Source organism: Sphaerisporangium sp. NPDC051017, from assembly GCF_040683095.1.
In the GTDB taxonomy this organism is placed as follows: Bacteria; Actinomycetota; Actinomycetes; order Streptosporangiales; family Streptosporangiaceae; genus Sphaerisporangium.
Genome location: NZ_JBFBCI010000016.1, coordinates 40865 through 59069 on the forward strand (window position 1 = coordinate 40865; position 18205 = coordinate 59069).

Consider the following 18205-nt stretch of genomic DNA (forward strand, 5'->3'; position numbering starts at 1 on the left):
GCGTACGACCCACGGGCCTGAGAGATTCAGGCCCACCAAGAGATCAGTCGGCCGCGACCCGGCTCTGGTTCCCGGCCTGCGGTAAGGACGCTTTGCCGCGCCCTCAGGCGCGCGGCTCCGCCGCCCCCATGTGGTGGATCGCCCCCTCGGCGCCCGCCCACCGGGCCAGGAGCTCGTCGTCGTGGGTGATGGCCAGGACCCCGGCGCCGCTCTCCTCCCGGTACGCCTCCAAGCGGGCGACGAGGTGTGCCTGCGTGGACGCGTCGAGCATCGTGGTCATCTCATCGCAGATCACGTAACGGGGGCGCAGCGCGAGGGCGCGGGCGACGCAGGCGCGCTGGAGCTGGCCGTCGGACACCTCATGCGGCCTGCGGGTGAGCAGGTCGGAGGTCAGGCCCATCTCCTCGGCCAGTTCGCCGGCCCTGCCCGGACTACGGCCGGTCGCGCGCAGGGGCTCGGCGATGATCTCCCGCAGGGTAAAGCGGGGGTCGACCGCGAGCCGGGGCTGCTGGAAGATCAGCCCGATACGGATGCGCAGCTCCCGGCCGGCTCGGCTGCGCCAGCGGCGCGCCTCGGCGCCGTCGATGGTGACCCGGCCGGTGGCGGGCTTCTGGACGAGGCCGAGCACGCGGGCGAGGGTGGACTTGCCGCATCCGCTGGGCCCGGCGAGCCCGGTGACGGTTCCCGGCCGCAGGGTGATCCCGGCGTTGTCGAGCACCCGGCGGCGACCGTAGATGACGGTGACGCCTTCAGCGTGCAGCATGACTCTCCAGAGGGTGGTGGCAGGCGACCCGGCCGGCACCCGCGGGCATCGAGGGCACGTCGTCGCAGGCCGCGTCGGCGCGCGCGCAGCGCGGACGGAAGGCGCACCCGGCGGGCAGGTCGGTGAGCTCGGGCGGCCGTCCCGGGATCGCGGTGAAGCGCCGGGACGGCAACGCGTCCAGCAGGCCCGCGGCGTACGGATGGCGAGGACCGGCGAAGAACTCTCCTGCGAGGTCCAGCGACACGATGCGCCCGGCGTACATGACGGCGACGTGGTCGGCCACCTGCTCGGCGGCCCGCAGGTCGTGGGTGATGAGCAGGACGGCCCGCCCCTCGCCGGTCAGCCGCCGCAGCTCGGCCATGGTCGCGTCCACCAGAGGACGGTCCAGGCCGCTGGTGGGCTCGTCGGCGATGACGAGCCAGGGATCTCCGGCGAGGGCGATCGCGTTGACGACGCGCTGCGCCATGCCGCCGGAGAGCTGGTGGGGGTACAGGTCCAGGTCCCGCGGCCGGAGCCCCGCCCGCGCGGCCAGGTCGTCCGCCGGGGCGGGGTTGCCCAGTTCGCGCAACGCCTCGGTGAGCTGGGCACGTGCCGTCCGGACGGGGGTGAGGTGCGCGGCGGGGCTCTGCGGGACCAGGCCGACGCGGCGCCCGCGCACCGTGCGGGCCAGCAGCCTCTCCGGTGCGCCGATCAGCTCCACCGGGGAGGCGTCGCCGGTCTCCAGCCGTGCGGACCCCGTGATGGTGGCGTTGCCGGGGAGCAGTCCGAGCAGCGCGTGGGCCATGACGGACTTGCCGCAGCCGGACTCGCCGACCAGGGCCAGGCACTCCCCCTGTCCGACCGTGAAGTGCGCGTCGGTGACGGCGTGCACGGTGGCGCCGGGAAGGTGGAAGCGAACCGTCAGCCCGTCGACGCGCAGGCGGGATCCGGCGGAGGTGGTCATAGCTGGAGCTCCGATCGCCGGCGCGGGTTGGCGCGGTCCCGCCAGTACTGGGCGAGGGACGAGATCGCCAGGGTGGGCAGGAGGATGAACAGGCCGGGGAAGAGCGAGGCCCACCAGTTCCCGGCGAGCAGCGACCGCGCCCCGTCGTTGATCATGTTGCCGAGCGAGGCGAGGTGGGGCGGCAGGCCCAGGCCGAGGAAGCTCAGCGCGGTCTCGTGCCAGATGGCGTGCGGGACCATCAGCACCGCGGCCAGCGCGATGTGCGGGGTGAGGTGGGGCAGCAGGTGGCGGCGGACGATCCGCAGCCTGCTCGACCCGCCGGAAATGGCCGCGTCCACGAACGGGCGGGCGCGCAGGGACAGCACCTCGGAGCGGACGATGCGGGCCGCGGTCATCCAGTGCGTGAGGGCGACCGAGACGACGACGGCGGTGGCGCTCGGGGAGAACAGGGCCACGATGAAGATGCCGAACAGCAGGTGCGGCACCGAGTTGAAGCCGTCGACGACCCGCATGAGGACGCGATCGGCGGTGCCACCGAGCGCGCCCGCCACCAGGCCCGCCAGGGTGCCGATCGTGACGGACACCAGCGCCGCCGCCAGGCCGACGAGCAGGGAGACCCGCAGTCCGTAGACGGCGCGCAGCAGCACGTCGCGTCCCACCTCGTCGGTGCCGAACGGGTGCGCGAGGCTCGGCGGGAGCGAGGCCAGACGCAGGTCGACCAGTTGCTGGTCGAGCCGGGCGAGGATCGGCACGACGAGCACGGCCAGGGCGAGCGCGGCCAGCACGGTTACGGCGAGCCAGTGGGTCCGCCGTACCGGGGTGATGTGCGTGTGGGCCGTCATCAACTGACCCCCAGGACCCGCACCCGCGGATCGGCGATGGCATAGGCGGAGTCGGCGAGCAGGTTCCCGGCGACGACCGCGAGCGTGGCCAGCAGCGTGAGCGCGGCGAGCAGCGGGAAGTCGGCGGCCAGCGCCGCCTGGACGGACGCCGAGGCGACGCCGGGCCAGGAGAACACCGTCTCTACGAGAATCGCGCCGGTGACGAGCTCGGGGACGCGCGCACCGAGCAGCGTGATGAACGGCAGCAGCGCCGAGCGCAGGGCGTGCCGCACGATCACGGTACGTTCCCGCAGGCCGCGGGCCCGGGCGCCGACGACGAAGTCCTCCCGCAGCGTCGTGATCAGCGATTCCCGGACGAACAGCAGCAGCCAGGAGGACTGCGAGAACGCCAGCACGGCCACCGGCAGGATCATGTGCCGCAGCACGTCCCCGGGCTCGACCGCGCCGGTCGCCGCGTCGGTGAGCCCGCCCGCGGGCAGCCAGCGCAGCTTCACCGCGAACACCCAGATCGCGATGAGCGCCGTCCAGAAGACGGGGGCGGCCTCGTTGGCGTAGGCCGTGCCGGTGATCAGCCGGTCGATCCACGAGCCCTGGCGCCAGGCCGCCACCGCCCCCACGACCAGGCTCGCGACCAGCATGAGCACGACGGCACAGCCTGCCGCGAGCAGCGTCCAGCCGAGCCGCTCGCCGATCACCTCGGCGACCGGCCGGTGCATGCTGCGCGACTCTCCGAACTCGCCGCGCAGCAGGTTGCCGAGCCAGGTCAGGTACTGCTCGGCGACCGGCCGGTCCAGGCCCCAGGACTCGCGGATCTGCCGGGCGATCTCCGGGCTGGTCGTCAGCGCCCGGTCCCCCAGGTACTGGCGGACCGGGTCGAAGGGCGAGGCTTTGGCCAGCGCGAACATGCCGAGCGTGACCACGAGGACCAGCGGGGCGGCGAACGCGAGCCGCCATGCCGCCATCCGGGCGAGGGCGCGCGTCACGGGCCGGGCTTCCACTCGGCGAGGTTGCGGAACAGGCCGGCGGTGGCGTGCTCGTGCGCCTCCACCCCCGGCGTGATGCCCGTCCACGTTCCCCGGACGACGTACACGTGCTTGAGGTAGACCAGGTACGCCCACACGGCGTCGTCGTGGATGCGCTGCTGGAAGGCGTCGTAGGCCTGCTTGCGCGCCGCCGGGTCGGTCTGCTCGCGCCCCTTCTCCAGCAGCGCGTCCACCTCGGGCACCTTGTAGTGGCCGGGGTTGAAGAAGCCCTGGCCCGAGAAGCTCGAATGGAACAGCTCGAAGTTGGTGTAGTCGGGGTCGAACGGGGTTCCGTACCCCATGACCAGGGCGTCCTTGGCCATGCGGGGCACGATGGCGTCCCAGTCCAGCCCGGCGAGCCGGACGTCGACGCCGAGCTTCTTGGCGTCGGAGGTGAACGCGAGGGCCAGTTCCTTGCGCAGCGAGTCCCCCGCCGGGTACATCAGCGTGAAGCTCGCGGGCCTGCCGTCCTTGCGGCGGATGCCGTCGGGGCCGGGTTTCCAGCCTGCCTCCTCCAGCAGCCGGGTCGCGCCGACCTGGTCGGGCGTGGGCGAGCCGTCGACGGCCGGGTTGTGCCAGGTGGTGTCAGGGGCGATGGGCCCGAACGCCGGGCGTCCGGCTCCGGCCAGGATCGTGTCGACCATCGCCTGGCGGTCCAGCCCCAGGCCGAGCGCCCGGCGTACGGCCCTGTCGCCGGTCACGGGAGCTTCCAGCGGGAACATCACGCCGCGGTAGTCGGCGCTCGGCGCCCGGTAGACGGTCATGCCGGCCTGGCCGTCGAAGCGGGCGGCGGCCTTGGGCGGCAGCTCGGTGGCGTCGAACTCACCCGCCGCCATCCGGGTGGCGCGCACGTTGTCGTCGGCGGCGTACGCCATCACCAGCCGCTTGATCGCCGGGGCGCCGCCCCAGTACTGAGGATTGGCCTCCAGCACGATCTTGTCCCCGGGCGTCCAGGAGACGAAGCGGTACGGCCCGGTGCCGACGGGCTTGGTGTTGAACGCCGCCTTCTCCAGGCTCTGCCCGTCGAGCAGGTGCCGCGGGACGACGCCCAGGGTGGCACGCTGGAGGATCGGCGCGTACGGGTACTTCAGGTGGAAGACGACCGTGGCCGGGTCCGTGGCCTCGACGGACTCGATGGCGGTGTAGTCGCCGCGGATGGTCGAGTTGTTCTTCGCGTCCAGCACCGCCTGGTAGGTATGAGCGACGTCCGCGCTGGTCAGCGGCGTACCGTCGTGGAACTTCACTCCCTGGCGCAGGGTGAAGGTGACGGTGGTGCCGGTGGCCTCCGGCAGCCGCTCGGCGAGCGCCGGCTTCAGGGTCAGATCCGCGTTCCTGGTGACCAGCCCGTCGAACAGCAACGACCCTCCGTCGGGCGCGTAGCCGAGGACGGGGTTGAGCGTGTCCGGCTCCGATCCGAGCCCGAGCACGAACGTGTCACGCGGCTTCTCCCCCGTCCCGGGGGCCGACGGCCTTCCGCAGGCGGAAAGGACGAGCGCCACTATGAGCACTGTAATGGGGACGAAACCGGCACGGGTGAGCTTCATGGGGCGAAGGTAGAACGAGATCGATCATTATTGCAAGTAATTCGCAGTTGCCAGAATCTGGCTAGAGGATGACCGATAGGCCGTGGCTCATCGGAGCAGGGCCCAGCGCGGTGGGCGACGACGAACAGGGTTCCCACCGAAAGGAACGAGATTGGAGATCACCTTGTAGGTGTGCGCGGTCGCCTGCTGCCCGACGTGCACGCCCGGTAGGCGGGGATCATCGACGACGAGTTCCCTGGTGCGGGCGGCCACCCGCTCCAGGACGACGTCGTACACGTCGTCCTGTACCAGGAGGCGGGATCCGGCGACGCAGGCCTGGCCTCAGTCACCGAAGACGCCGTTGACCACCCCCTCCACGACCCGGCCCAGGTCCGCGTCGGAGAAGACGATCTGGGGAACTTGCCGCCCAGTTCCATCGCGGTGGGGATCAGGCGATCGACCGCGGCCTTGGCGATCACCCTGCCCGTCTCGTGGTGACCGGTGAACACGATGAGGTCGGCGCGGCCGTCGCCGACGAGGGCCTCCCCGGTCTCCCGTCCGCCCGGCACGATCTGTGCCACGCCCTCCGGCACACCGGCCTCGGCGAGTATCCCTGAATGGTGAAGGGACCAAATAGAGGTTGTCTGTTTATATCGTAGTGGTCCCCCAGAGATGCCTGCCGAGGTCGAGGTTCTTGAGATGGTAGCCATCTACCTTGAGTAAGATCACTTCGGCATGCTAAACGAGGCGGTCGATCATGGCAGCCGGGGACCATCTGGGCGTTTTGAGAGGTTGCCAGATTGTTCTCCGGGTGAAGCTTCTTGTCGTTCGTGGCATTAGCGTGTATGGATGACTTGTGATCGAAGCTGTGGTGGCAGGCATCGTATCGATAATCGTCTCGACTGTGGGCAGTCTGATGACAGCACGTAGGGAGGCGAAGCGTCTTCGTGAGGCCATGCGGCCACAGTTGCACGCCGAACAGGCCATCAAAGAACTCCTCTCCGACGAAAGATGGGAGCTTCGTAGTTTCGACGCCATCAAGCGTCGAGTCGGCGCGTTCGAAGACGATGAACTACGCAAGCTCCTTCTCGGAGCCGGAGCACTTTCTTGGCTGTCCCCGGAGGGGGAAGAGTTGTGGGGACTCAAGAAACGCAACAAGCACCGAGTTTGAGAAGGAACGGTTGACCGTCCAGGCAAATCGTGGGGTCAGGACGGTTTAATTGATCGGCTGCGGCAGGCCAGTTGACACAGTGGCAGAGGGTGCGCCTTTCCGATCGACGCCGCTACGAGACCTAAGCGTCGGACAGCACTTCGAGGTCCGCTGGGACCGCTGGCTGTCGGGATCGACGAGAAGGAGCCGAACGGGATTGAGAGTCGTCCGGCCAGCGGCGATGTGCTGCACCCACCGAGCGGCTTTCTTGAAGTTGCCATGAGCGGATCAGCGGCCAATCGCCTGGTGCTACCTCGATCCTTTCCTGGCGGCGCGCTTGGCACCGTGCTGAACGAGTTCGTGCAAGAGCGCGTAGTAGGCCGTTGATGTCGCACGCCGTACATAGGCGGTGCGAGGTTAGTGTGCAGAAATGATCGCATCCTGACCATGCGTAGCTGTCGCAGTCACAAGCAGTGATCAGCGTAGTCGTTCACCCAGCACCGCGACCGCGGAGTGACGCGGCTGGACTCGAAGCAGACGACGATGAAGATCAAGGAGTTGGGCCCTGAGACGAGTCGACTCGGTCTGATCGGCGATGTCCGCAACCTGTCCAGCCGCTGAGCACGCCTGTTCGATGTCGCCCAGCGCGGCGTGGGCGATCGCCATCTGCAGGATGTACGCTCCCGCCCACTCGGCACGGCGCGCCTGCGGATCAAGCGCCTGCAGCCCTCTATGCAGCAATTCGATGGCCTCGCCGTAGCGGCCGAGGTAGCGGTAGGCGAGCCCGCGCTGCAGGGTGAGGTAGCCGAGGCCGAAGAAGTAGATCCAGGGCGGCTCGTCTTCGGGATGCTCGGCGGCCCGCGACGTTAGGGCTGCGGCCTCGTCGAACTTGCGGTCCGTCGAATCGGCCTCCCCGGCGAGCGCGAGCCCGCGAGCCTCCTGCTGCACGGCCAAGGCCCGCACGCCGTGGCTCACCGCCCGGTCCCGCTGCGCGGCCTGGGAGAGGCTGATCAAAGGACCCGCCGTACGGCTCAGCCAGGCCAGGTGTCCCTTCATGTTGAGCGCGGTGGCGATCAAGTCGGCATTTCCCACTTCGCTCCCCCACTGGAGCGCCCGGTCGTAGTGCCGGTCGGCCTCGGCCCAGCGACCCGCGCTCGCGTGCAGCCAGCCGGCGAACTGTGCCCACTGCCCGCCCAGGTCGAGCATTCGCCCGCGCAGCGGACCCCGCGCGTCGCTGACGAGCTTCTCCGCGACAGCGAGTTGCGCCCGGACCGGCGCGATCAGCGGCACCGAACCTATCCTGTCTTCCGTACGACGCTGCTCGGCCAGCACGACCGCCAGCGAGTCGATGACGGCGGAGTCCAGGCGCCGGGGCGCTCGGGCGGCGCGCACCAGGCGTTCTTCATCGTCGAGCGTGAGAACAGAGTCAGCGACGACGAAGCCGCCGATGCCGTCCGCGTCATCGCCGCCCCGTGCGGCGGCGTCGAAAGCGGTCTCCGTCACGGTTCCGAATGCTCGACGATACAGCTCCGCGTACAGCTCGCTCGGACGGTGCTCACCCGCCTCCCACGAACGGATCATCCGCCGCAGGCTCTCGGCGTGCGGCAACCGTTCACGAGTAGGTTCGTCGGCTGCCGCGTTCAGCCGTACGGCCATGTCCTTCAGGCTCCACAGGCGGGCCTGCCTCTCCGCGCGTAGCCGGGCCGCCCAAATCTGACGCTCGTTCATCGCTACCTCAGGGATGGGGGATCGCCTCCTGTCTCCTCCAGTCTCCCCTGTCGAGCACGATCACGAAGCGTTGTCATGGATTCACACAGCGAAAACCGGCACCGCTGCGGTCGTGGAGACCGAGCGGGCTTCCTTGACCAGGAGGGGTTCCCTGACTATGCAGAACCGGACAGTCGCTTTGTTCGAGAATGTGCCGGTGGGCCGGCGGATCATGCGTAGCGACGCCGGGCGGCTTTGGGCAACCCGCGAGCGGCCCTTCGACACCACCGCCGAGGAGGTTCGGTCGCCGGCGAGCGGGGCATTGCGAACGCACCGCGTTCGGCAGGGGGCATCGGCAGCGTGTACATGCGGGGTGACCCGCTGGGGCTGGCGGAGCCGAACCCTCTCGCGGATATCGCCCAGGTCTTCCAGGGCGATCCCGCGACAGGTGCGTTGCGCCTCGGTCAGGATGATTTTCGCGATGCGGTGGTCGGTGCCGGCCTCGAAACGCACCTCGCGCCCGGACAGCTTGCGAAGCAGCCGCTTGGCCGACGTGGCGCCCTCGGCCTGGAGGCGGGCGCGAAGGCGGCGGTTACGGTGCCGCACCTGGTTCGACTGCCTGCCCGCCTCCCGGAGGCCATCAGAGGTGCCGGCGATGTCGGCGATGCCCCAGATCCACGCCAAGGAACCGGTCCGGCTCGAAGACCTCGGGCTCGGGCACCTCGCAGGCGGCGTACAAATCGCTCTATCAGACGCCGAACCTGGGCACATGGGTGTCGCCGAGGGCGACGTGCACGATCTTCGGCTCGGTGTAGAGGTCGATGCTGTGCCGTCCGCCCTCACGGCCGAGGCCGCTGGCCTTGACCCCGCCGAACGGCGTGCGCAGGTCGCGGATGTTGTGCGAGTTGAGCCAGAGCATCCCCGACTCCACGGCGTCGGCGACCTGGTGGCCCCGCTTCAGGTCGCTCGTCCACACGTACCCGGCCAGGCCGTACCGGGTGGCGTTGGCCAGCGCGATCGCCTCCTCCTGGGTATCGAAGGGGGACACGCAGACGACCGGCCCGAAGATCTCCTCGGTGAAGATCCGCATGTCGGGCGTCACATCGGCGAAGACCGTGGGCCGCAGGAAGTTGCCGCCCGCCAGGTCGTCGGGGACCACTCCCCCGGCGACCAGGCGTGCCCCCTCCTCGATGCCGATCCGCACGTAGTCCAGCACGCGGGCGTGGTGCTCCGGGTGGATCAGTGCGCCGACCTCGGTGGCCGGGTCGGAGGGCAGGCCCACCCGCACGTTGTCGGCCCGCTTGGCCAGCCGTGCGGTGAACTCCTCGTAGACGGACCGTTCCACCAGGATCCGCGACCCCGCCGTGCACCGTTCGCCGTTCAGCGAGAAGATGCCGAACACCGCGGAGTCCAGGGCGGCCTCCAGGTCGGCGTCCGCGAACACCAGCACGGGGGACTTCCCGCCGAGTTCCATGGACAGGGTCTTGAGGTGCTCGGCCGCGCTCCTCATGATGGTCTTTCCGGTGGTGGTCTCCCCGGTGAACGACACGATGGGGACGTCCGGGTGCTCGACCAGCGCCGCCCCGGCCTCCTCGCCGATGCCGTGCACGATGTTGAACACCCCGGCCGGGACGCCCGCCTCCTCCATGATCTCGGGGAGCACCGAGGCACTGAGCGGCGACCACTCCGCGGGCTTCAGCACCAGCGTGCATCCCGACGCCAGCGCGGGCGCCAGCTTCCAGGTCTCCAGCATGAACGGCGTGTTCCACGGTGTGATCAGGCCGGCCACGCCGATCGGCTTGCGCGTCACGTAGTTGAGCTGGCTGCCCGGAACGCTGTACGCCTCCTCGCCGGAGGCCACGATGACGTCGGCGAAGAACCGGAAGTTCTCCGCCGCGCGGGCCGCCTGCCCGCGCGCCTGCGTGATGGGCAGGCCGGTGTCATGCGCCTCCATCTCGGCGATCCGGGCCCCGCGCGCCTCGATGGCGTCGGCGATCCGGTTCAGGATCCCGGCCCGCTCGCGGGCCCGCATCGACGGCCACGGCCCGTGCTCGTACGCCTCCCGGGCGGCGGCGACCGCACGGGCGACGTCGGCGGCCTTGCCCGCCGCGACCTTGGTGTAAGGCGTGTTGCGCACCGGTTCGAGCACGTCGACGGCGGAGCCGTCCAGGCTCGGCACCAGGCGTCCGCCGATGTAGTGCTCGATCAGTTCCGGATGTCCGGTCATCGGGGGTACCGCTCCTTCGCTAGCAGGTCGCTCCCCTGGGCGAGGAGCGTGTCGATCTTGGCCAGGCCCGCCGCCGTGGGCGTGATGAGCGGCGGGCGCACGTGGCCGGACCGAATCAGGCCACGCCGTTCGAGCACCGACTTGGCCGGTGCCGGGTTGGTCTCCACGAACAGCAGGTCGACCAGGGGGTGCAGGGCGTAGTGCAGGTCGAGGGCGGTCTCGGTGTCTCCGGCCGTCCACGCCTCGTACATGCCGGCGACGGCGCGCGGGGCGATGTTGGCGACCGCGCTGACGAATCCCGCACCGCCGAGCGCGAGCAGCGGCAGGCAGAGCAGCTCGATGCCCGACCACACCAGGAAGTCGCGCCCGCACGCGTGGAGCACCCGCGAGAAGTGCTCGAAGTCCTTGGTGGTCTCCTTGATGCCGACGACGTTGTCGTTGTCACGTCGGATCCGCGCCACCGTGGCCGGATCGATGTCGACGGCCGTCCTGGACGGCACGTTGTAGATCACGATCGGCAGGTCGGGAAACTCCCGGGCCACGGTGGTGTACCAGGTGTGCAGCGCCTCCTGCGTGGGCCGGGCGTAGTACGGCGTGATCACCAGAGCCGCATCGGCACCGAGGTCGCGGGCGGCGGCGGTGAGGCGGAGGGTCTCCTCCAGCTTCGCCGACCCCGTGCCCGGCAGGAACGGCACCCTGTCGGCCACGATCTCGGCGACGGCCTCCATCGCGGCGATCCGCTCGTCGACGCTCTGCGCGCCGGGCTCTCCGGTGGAACCGCCCAGGGAGATGCCGTGCGAACCGGACTCCAACTGCCAGCGGACGAGTCCGCGCAGCCCGTCGAGGTCCACGTCGCCGGTGGCGGTGAACGGTGTGACCACAGGGGCGATCGAGCCCCGGATGGATGCGGGAACTGATCGGAACTTCACGTCATCTCTCCTCGGGAAATATTCGGAAACGTGCTCAGCTGTGGTTCGCGGCCCAGGCGTCGTACGCGTCCCGCCATCGCGGGCCGATCGGGTAGAGCCCGTCGACGCTCTCCCCGGCGGCGACCCGCTCGTAGATGAACCGCTCCTGACGTTCCTGCTCGACCGCCTCGGCGGTCACGTCCACGGCCAGCGCGGGCGGGATGACCACGACACCCTCGGCGTCCCCGACCAGCAGGTCACCCGGCATGACGAGGACTCCCCCGCACGCCACGGGCACGTCGCCCTCCAGGGGGACGTGCCTGCGCCCGAGCACGGCGGCGTGCGGGACTCCGTAGTACGTCGGCAGGTCGAGGGAGGCGAACGAGGGACTGTCGCGCAACCCGCCGTCGGTCACCACACCCGCCGCGCCGCGCCGCAGCGCGCGCAGGGCGAGGATGTCGCCGAGGGTGCCCGCGCCGTGGTCGCCGCGCGCCTCGATGACGAGCACCTCGCCAGGCCGGATCTCCTCGACGGTGCGCTTCTGAGCGTTCATGCCTCCGCCGATCTCGGCGAAGACGTCCTCGCGCAGGGGCACGTACCGCAGGGTCCGCGCGAAGCCCACCATCCGCAGATCGGGGCGGGCCGGGCGCACGCCCTCGATGAAGTGGTGCTCGATGCCCTTCTTGCGCAGCACGCTGGAAAGCGTGGCGGTGGACACCGTGCGCAGCGCGGCCAGCGTCTCCTCGGGCACCGCGGGCCGTACGAGATCGGGAGCCGGATCGACGGCCGGTGCGGCGCGCCCACCGAGGGCGGCGTCCCGGTCGGCGGCCGAGACGCGCGGCATGGCGCCGATCGGCTCCAGGTCGTGATCGGCCTCGACGATCTCGTTGCACAGCCGGCCGGAGTTCTCCAGCTCGACCTCGACGACGTCACCCGGACGGACCACGGTAGACCCCGCCGGGGTTCCGGCGAGGATGACATCACCGGGTTCCAGCGTCATGAGCCGGGACAGATCCGCGACCAGGACGGCGAACGGGAACAGCAGCTCCTCGGTGGACGCCTCCTGCACCAGCTCGCCGTTGACCCATGTACGCAGGGTGAGGCGGTTCGGGTCCACCTCGCGGGCGTCGAGCAGGGTGGGGCCGATGGGGGTGAATCCGTCGGCGCCCTTGGAGCGGACGTTGGAGCCGCGATCGGCGTGGCGCAGGTCGTACACGCCGAAGTCGTTGGCCGCGGCGTAGCCCGCCACATGGTCGAGCGCGTCGGCGACGCGCACCCGGTGTGCCCGCCGCCCGATGACGACCGCGATCTCCCCCTCGAAGGCGAGGTAGGCACAACCGCGCGGCCGGACCACCGGGACACCCGAGTGGCTGAGCGACGAGGGCGGCTTGAGGAAGTAGGAGGGAGTTTCGGGCAGGCGGCCCCGCTCCTCCGCCCTGCTCCGATAGTTGAGATGCACCGCGATGATCTTCGACGGCGCGAATCCCAGCGGATGTGTCACGGGAAGTGCTCCTTGGCGCGACTCGGCGGCGCGATTCAGCCCTTGGGAGAGCCGAAGACGTCCTTGAACTTGGTGGTCATGGGGTCCCAGAGGGAGGTGATCTCCTCCGGCCCGGGGATGTCGAGCAACTTCACCTGGTCCAGCGGGACCAGGCCCTGGACCGCGGGCGCGCCCGGCATCGTGGGCAGCGCGTCGATCTGCGCGAACGCCTGCTGCGCCTCGGCGGTGAACAGCCAGTTCATGAGCAGTTCGGTGTCCGCGGGGGCGGCGCCGTCCTTGAGCGCGGCGAAGTAGGTCGGGGTCGAGACGTTGCCGTCCTCCAGCGGGAAGGCGAACCCGATCGGCGCGCCCTTCGCCTTGGACGGGAAGAAGAAGTCCGACAGCGTGGTCAGCAGGACGTCGAACTCGCCGCGGGCGACCGACTGGTCGGCGATCTCCAGTGACGACTTGAACGTGACGTCCTGCGCCTTCAGCCGGTCCAGCCAGGCGTCGTCGATCGCGTGCCCGCCGTACAGCCGGATGAGCGTGCCGGAGGTGGCGCTCGGCGTGGTGGGGTCGCCCGCCACGATCCGGCCCTTCCACTTCGGGTCCAGCAGATCGGCCCACTTCCTGGGCACGTCGGCGCCGGCCACCTTATCCGAGTTGTACTCGATGCCCCAGACCGTGGTCGTCGGCGCGTAGAAGATGCGCGAGTCCTCGCGGTAGGCGGCGCCCAGCGTCTTGGCCGTCGGCAGGTCCAGGGGCTTCAGCACCTCCTTGCGCTGGAAGTCGGGACCGCCGAGCAGGCTGCCGACGTGCTTGCCCGAGGAGCGCTCGGCGGACAGCTTGGTCGTCAACTCGGGGCCGTTGACCGCCAGGCCCTTGGTGGTGATCCCGGGGAAGCGCTTCTCGAAGGCGTCCCACACCTTCTGGTACTGCTCCCACCCCTGCATGTACGCGACGATCTTCAGCCGGGGATGAGCAGGCGCAGGTACGCACAGGAGCATGGTCACGAACCCTCCGACCAAGGCCAGGCCGAACGTGGTGATGATCGCGTCGATCGTGTCCGGGTCGTCGAGCACCTTGCGGTAGTTGTCGAGCGTCCAGTTGTCGTAGAGCCCGAAGAAGGATTGGAAGCTGCCGATGTAGAGCTGGACCAGCGGCAGCACCAGCGCGAGCAGCGCCTGCAGCGCGATCATCGCCGTGCCCACGCGACCAGGCGGCGGGGAAGGCCCCGCGGCACGCCGGGGTACGGCGGCGCCCCGGCGGTCACGCGGCCATCGGCGGTCACGCGCCCACCCCGGCCGAGGTTCCGGCCCTCCCGAGCACCACGGCGTGCCCGGCGCTCAGCGCGACCGCGATCCGCTCCCCGGTACGGGGAACCCGGACGCCGCCATCCTCGTGCCCGGGTACGTCCGCGTGCCCGGCGCTGTACCCGTGCGACACGGACACCGTGATCGGCAGCCCCTCCGCGTCCACCGTCAGCTCGGTCCGCCCGCCGAGGTAGACGGCGTCGAGGACCACGGCCCTGCGCACGCCGGGCTCCTCGCCCGCCGCCCCTTCCGGGACCATCCGCACGTGGGCGGCCCGTACGGCGACCTCGACGGCGGAACCGGACGGGCCCGGCGGCGGCCCGGCGACCCTCAGGGGCGGCCCGCCCGGGGACGGGTGGAAGGAGAACCCTGTGCCGTCCGCCTCGCACACGGTCCCGTCGAAGATGTTCTCGAACCCCATGAAGTCCGCCACGAACCGGTTGGCCGGGCGCGTGTAGACCTCGCGGGGCGTGCCCTCCTGCTGTATCACCGCCTCGCTCATCACCACGACCCGGTCCGAGAGCGCCATCACCTCTTCCTGGTCGTGCGTGACGTAGACGGCGGTGGTGCCGATCTCCCGCTGGAGCCGGCGGATCGCGGTACGCATGCCGACCCGCAGCTTGGCGTCGAGGTTCGACAGCGGCTCGTCGAAGAGCATGAGCCGGGGGTGTGCGGCCATCGCCCTGGCGAGCGCGATCCGCTGCTGCTGCCCGCCGGACAGCTCGCCCGGGTAGCGCCCGGCGTGGTCGGCCAGGGCGACCGCCCCCAGCATCTCGGCCACCCTCGCCCTGCGCTCGGCCGCTCTCATCCGGGCCGCGCGGAGCGGGTAACCGACGTTGGCACCGGCCGTCAGGTGCGGCCAGAGCGCGTAGCTCTGGAACACCATCCCCACGCGACGCCGCTCCGGCGGCAGGCACACGCCGCGCGCGGCGGAGTAGACGGTGTCGCCTCCGATGGTGATCTCGCCCGCGGTCGGCGTCTCCAGTCCGGCGAGGCAGCGTAGCGTGGTCGTCTTCCCGCAGCCGCTCGGGCCGAGCAGCGTCAGGAACTCGCCGTCGGAGATCGTCAGCTCGACGTCCCGGACCACGGTGACGTCCCCGAAGCGCTTCACCAGTCCGGTGATCCGCACTTCTGCCATGCCCGCTCCAACCAAACCAAAGAGAAGATTGTTCTGATGTTGCGGCCCTGTACGAGGACCGCGGGACGACCCGTCACGCGACGCGGCCGGTGACGCTTCAGGCGACGCCTTCGGGCATGCCGACCACGGTCTTGGTCTCCAGGAACTCCTCGATGCCGTAGCGTCCGCCCTCGCGGCCGACGCCGGACCGCTTGTAGCCGCCGAAGGGCGCCGCCACGTTGAGCCCGGCCCCGTTGACGCTCACCATCCCGGTGCGCAGACGGCGGGCCACCGCCAGCGCCCGGGCAGGGTCTGCCGACCACACGCCGCCCGACAGCCCGTACTCGGAGTCGTTGGCGATGGCGACGGCCTCGTCTTCCGTGGTGTAGCTCATGATCGAGAGGACCGGGCCGAAGATCTCCTCACGCGCGATCGTCATCTCGGGGCGCACGCCCGAGAAGATCGTCGGCGATACATAGGCCCCCGGGCCTTCTATCGGGGCGCCGCCCACGATGAGCCGCGCCCCCTCCGCGATCCCGGCCTCGATGTAGTCCTGGACGATCCGCTGCTGCCGTCGCGACGCCTGCGGGCCGAGCCTGGTGGCCGGGTCGGACGGCGGGCCGGGCACCCAGCCGGACGCCGCCTCGACCGCGCGCCGTTCGACCTCTCCCAGCAGGTGCTCGGGGACGAGCACCCTGGTCAGCGCGGCGCAGATCTGGCCGGAGTTGGCGAAGCAGCCACCGACGGCCTGCGGAACGACGGTCGCCAGGTCCGCGTCGTCGAGCACGATGCCGGCCGACTTCCCGCCGAGCTCCAGGGTGACCCTCTTGATCGTGCGGGCGGCCAGTTCGGCCACCCGCGCCCCCGCGCGAACGGATCCGGTCAGCGTGACCATGTCCACCAGCGGATGCGCGGCGAGCGCCTCCGCGGTCACGGGCCCGTCGCCCGGCACCAGGTTGAACACGCCCGCGGGCGCCCCCGCGGCCTGGACGATCTCGGCGAAGACGTAGGCGTCCAGCGGCGTCAGCTCGCTCGGCTTCAGCACGATCGTGCACCCGGCCACGAGCGCCGCGCCCACCTTGAGGGCGACCTGGTGCAACGGGAAGTTCCACGGGGTGATGGCGGCCACGACCCCGGCGGGCTCACGCACGACCAGGGCGCCGCCGATGACCTCCTCGGCGGCGTAGTCGCGCCCGGCCTTGACGATCGCGTCGAGGTCGGCCAGCGCGACGCCGAGCTGCGCCTGCCTGGCGAACGTGATGGGCGTGCCCATCTGGAGCGTGAGCAGCGCGGCCAGTTCCTCACGCCGTTCCTCGACTCCGGCCCTGATCCGCTCGACCAGCGCGACCCGCTCCGTCATCGGCACCTCGGACCAGGCCGGGAACGCCGCGGCGGCGGCCCGGACCGCGGCGTCGACGTCCTCGGCCGACGCGATCGGGACGCGCCCCACCACTTCGTCCGTGGCGGGGTCGACCACGTCGAGCGTGCCGGAGGTGCCGAGGGCGCCGCCGTGCGCGGCGGTCCACTCGCCACCGATCAGCAGGTCGTCGCGCTCGATCATGACTCCTCCAGCGGTGCGGGGCGCGGCACGCCCTCATGGATCAGATGCCAGGGGCCCGGGAACTCCTTGACGGGAGCGTCGACGAGCACCGGCTCACCGGCGGCCAGCGCCTCCTTCAGCACCGTCTCCAGCTCCTCGGGACCGGTCGCCCGGGCCGCGGCGACGCCGAAGGCGTCGGCGAGCTTGGCGTAGTCGGGGTTGACCAGGTCACTGGCGAAGTAACGGGCGCCGAAACGGTTCTTCTGGATCCGCCGCACGTTGCCGAAGAAGCCGTCGTTGAAGACCACCGTCACCGTGGCCAGGCCGTACTTCTTCGCCGTGGAGAGCTCCTGGAGCGTCCAGGAGAAGCCCCCGTCGCCGGTGATGGAGACGACGGGCCGGTCCGGGTCGGCCGCCTTCGCGCCGAGCGCGGTCGCGAAGCCGTACCCCAGCGTGCCCTGGTATCCCGGCGTCAGGAAGGTGCGCGGCCGATAGACCGGGAAGCAGGCGTTGGCGGCGTAGCCGACCTGGGTCAGTTCGCTGACCAGGACGCCGTCGTCCGGCAGCGCGGCGCGGATCGCCCGCAGGTAGGCCCGTTGCGGGGCGATGTCGGCGTACTGCTCCTCCAGCCAGTCCCGCGCCGCGTCGAACTCCGCCACGCGGCACTCACGGTCTACGCCACGCAGTTCCTCGGCCAGCGCGGCGAGCGCCAGCCGCGCGTCGCCGTGCACGGCGAGGTCGGGGGTCCGGGGCTCACCGAGGTCGGCGGCCTCGGCGTTGATCATCACCAGCCGGGCCCCGGCCGTGTTCACCTGGGTGCTGAACGCGGTCACGAAGCGGGTGCCCAGGGCGAGCACGATGTCGGCGTCCTCGCGCAGTCGGCGGAACGCGAGCGCGTCGAAGGCGAGCGGGTGTCCGGCGGAGATCGCGCCGCGGCCGTTCTCGCTCATCACGACCGGCGCGTGCAGGATCTCCGCCAGCTCGCGCAGCTCCTCCGAGGCGTCGGCGGCGATCACGCCGCCACCCGCGTAGATCAACGGCCGCCGGGAGCCGCGCAGCAGCTCGGCCACGGCGTCGATCAGCTTCCGGTCCGGGACAACGGGCGCGTGCGGAGCGGCGCCCGGGATCTGGACGTCGGCCCGCGCGGCGAGCACGTCGGGAGGGATCTCCAGGCCGACCGGGCGGGGCCTCCCCGAGCGCATCTCAGCGAAGGCGCGGTGGACCAGGCCGGGGATGTCCTCGGGACGCTCCGCCAGGCCGCTCCACTTGGTGAGCGTGCGCAGGATGCCGCTCTGGTCGGGGATCTCGTGCAGCACGCCGAGTCCTCTGCCGATCGCCGCCGAATCGATCTGCCCACAGATGTAGAGCAGCGGCGAGGAGCAGGCGTACCCGGTGGCGAGGCCGGCCAGGCCGTTCAGCATGCCCGGCCCCGGCACCACCATCGCGACGCCGGGCCGGCCGGTGGAGCGGGCGTAGCCGTCGGCCATGTAGGTGGCGGCCTGCTCGTTACGCACGCAGGTGAAGGCGATGTCGTCGCTCGCGTGGTAGAGGGCGTCCGCGGCATGGTCGAGCTGCACGCCGGGGATGCCGAATATCTGGCTGACGCCGTTGGCCGCCAGCGAACGGGCGAGAGCCTCGCCGCCCGTCATCTCCATGGGTCTCCTTAGGGA

15 protein-coding genes and 2 pseudogenes are annotated in these 18205 nt (G+C 70.7%); 1 reads left to right on the forward strand and 16 read right to left on the reverse strand.

Going from position 1 to position 18205, the window contains the following annotated elements:
* Window positions 1–103: 103 nt before the first annotated feature.
* From AB0M95_RS15835 to AB0M95_RS15865, 7 genes and pseudogenes are all read right to left on the reverse strand, one after another.
* Entirely contained in the window at window positions 104–763 is a 660-nt protein-coding gene (locus AB0M95_RS15835) for an ATP-binding cassette domain-containing protein (protein WP_363764351.1), read from the reverse strand.
* Window positions 750–1706, reverse strand: a complete 957-nt coding sequence (locus tag AB0M95_RS15840; protein ID WP_363764354.1) for an ABC transporter ATP-binding protein — start codon at window positions 1704–1706, stop codon at window positions 750–752. The genes AB0M95_RS15835 and AB0M95_RS15840 overlap by 14 nt, the downstream gene beginning before the upstream one ends.
* Window positions 1703–2548, reverse strand: a complete 846-nt coding sequence (locus AB0M95_RS15845; protein WP_363764357.1) for an ABC transporter permease — start codon at window positions 2546–2548, stop codon at window positions 1703–1705. Before AB0M95_RS15845 ends, AB0M95_RS15840 begins: the two co-directional genes overlap by 4 nt.
* Window positions 2548–3546, reverse strand: coding sequence for an ABC transporter permease (locus AB0M95_RS15850; protein ID WP_363764360.1), 999 nt, complete (start codon window positions 3544–3546; stop codon window positions 2548–2550). Before AB0M95_RS15850 ends, AB0M95_RS15845 begins: the two co-directional genes overlap by 1 nt.
* The gene (locus tag AB0M95_RS15855; protein WP_363764363.1) at window positions 3528–5114 is read right to left on the reverse strand and encodes an ABC transporter substrate-binding protein; all 1587 of its coding nucleotides are present in this window, start codon (window positions 5112–5114) and stop codon (window positions 3528–3530) included. Before AB0M95_RS15855 ends, AB0M95_RS15850 begins: the two co-directional genes overlap by 19 nt.
* Window positions 5115–5201: 87 nt before the next feature.
* A pseudogene (locus AB0M95_RS15860) lies at window positions 5202–5423 on the reverse strand (aldehyde dehydrogenase family protein); the annotation flags it as partial.
* Between the two features lie 149 nt (window positions 5424–5572).
* Window positions 5573–5803, reverse strand: a pseudogene (locus AB0M95_RS15865) (aldehyde dehydrogenase family protein); the annotation flags it as partial.
* Between the two features lie 146 nt (window positions 5804–5949).
* Between AB0M95_RS15865 and AB0M95_RS15870 the strand changes: the two are divergent.
* Window positions 5950–6264 carry a hypothetical protein gene (locus tag AB0M95_RS15870; protein ID WP_363764366.1) on the forward strand — a complete coding sequence of 105 codons (315 nt, stop codon included), beginning with the start codon at window positions 5950–5952 and terminating at the stop codon, window positions 6262–6264.
* A 456-nt stretch (window positions 6265–6720) separates the two neighbouring features.
* Here the strand turns inward: AB0M95_RS15870 and AB0M95_RS15875 are convergent, their stop codons facing one another.
* From AB0M95_RS15875 to AB0M95_RS15915, 9 genes are all read right to left on the reverse strand, one after another.
* The gene (locus AB0M95_RS15875) at window positions 6721–7899 is read right to left on the reverse strand and encodes an XRE family transcriptional regulator (RefSeq protein WP_363764369.1); all 1179 of its coding nucleotides are present in this window, start codon (window positions 7897–7899) and stop codon (window positions 6721–6723) included.
* A 153-nt stretch (window positions 7900–8052) separates the two neighbouring features.
* Window positions 8053–8634 carry a hypothetical protein gene (locus AB0M95_RS15880; RefSeq protein ID WP_363764372.1) on the reverse strand — a complete coding sequence of 194 codons (582 nt, stop codon included), beginning with the start codon at window positions 8632–8634 and terminating at the stop codon, window positions 8053–8055.
* 64 nt (window positions 8635–8698) lie between these two features.
* Window positions 8699–10177, reverse strand: a complete 1479-nt coding sequence (gene hpaE, locus AB0M95_RS15885; protein ID WP_363764374.1) for a 5-carboxymethyl-2-hydroxymuconate semialdehyde dehydrogenase — start codon at window positions 10175–10177, stop codon at window positions 8699–8701.
* Window positions 10174–11106, reverse strand: coding sequence for a 4-hydroxy-tetrahydrodipicolinate synthase (gene dapA, locus AB0M95_RS15890; RefSeq protein ID WP_363764377.1), 933 nt, complete (start codon window positions 11104–11106; stop codon window positions 10174–10176). The genes hpaE and dapA overlap by 4 nt, the downstream gene beginning before the upstream one ends.
* A 34-nt stretch (window positions 11107–11140) precedes the next feature.
* Complete coding sequence (locus AB0M95_RS15895; protein ID WP_363764379.1) at window positions 11141–12586, reverse strand: fumarylacetoacetate hydrolase family protein; 1446 nt, start codon at window positions 12584–12586, stop codon at window positions 11141–11143.
* Between the two features lie 35 nt (window positions 12587–12621).
* Window positions 12622–13776, reverse strand: a complete 1155-nt coding sequence (locus AB0M95_RS15900) for an ABC transporter substrate-binding protein (protein WP_363764382.1) — start codon at window positions 13774–13776, stop codon at window positions 12622–12624.
* Window positions 13777–13852: 76 nt separating this feature from the next.
* Window positions 13853–15016: an ABC transporter ATP-binding protein gene (locus AB0M95_RS15905; RefSeq protein ID WP_363764384.1), complete on the reverse strand. Its 1164-nt coding sequence runs from the start codon at window positions 15014–15016 to the stop codon at window positions 13853–13855.
* Between the two features lie 97 nt (window positions 15017–15113).
* Window positions 15114–16556 (reverse strand): aldehyde dehydrogenase family protein, encoded by a 1443-nt coding sequence (locus AB0M95_RS15910; RefSeq protein WP_363764387.1) that lies wholly within the window; start codon window positions 16554–16556, stop codon window positions 15114–15116.
* Window positions 16553–18190: a thiamine pyrophosphate-dependent enzyme gene (locus tag AB0M95_RS15915; protein ID WP_363764390.1), complete on the reverse strand. Its 1638-nt coding sequence runs from the start codon at window positions 18188–18190 to the stop codon at window positions 16553–16555. Before AB0M95_RS15915 ends, AB0M95_RS15910 begins: the two co-directional genes overlap by 4 nt.
* Window positions 18191–18205: the final 15 nt, after the last annotated feature.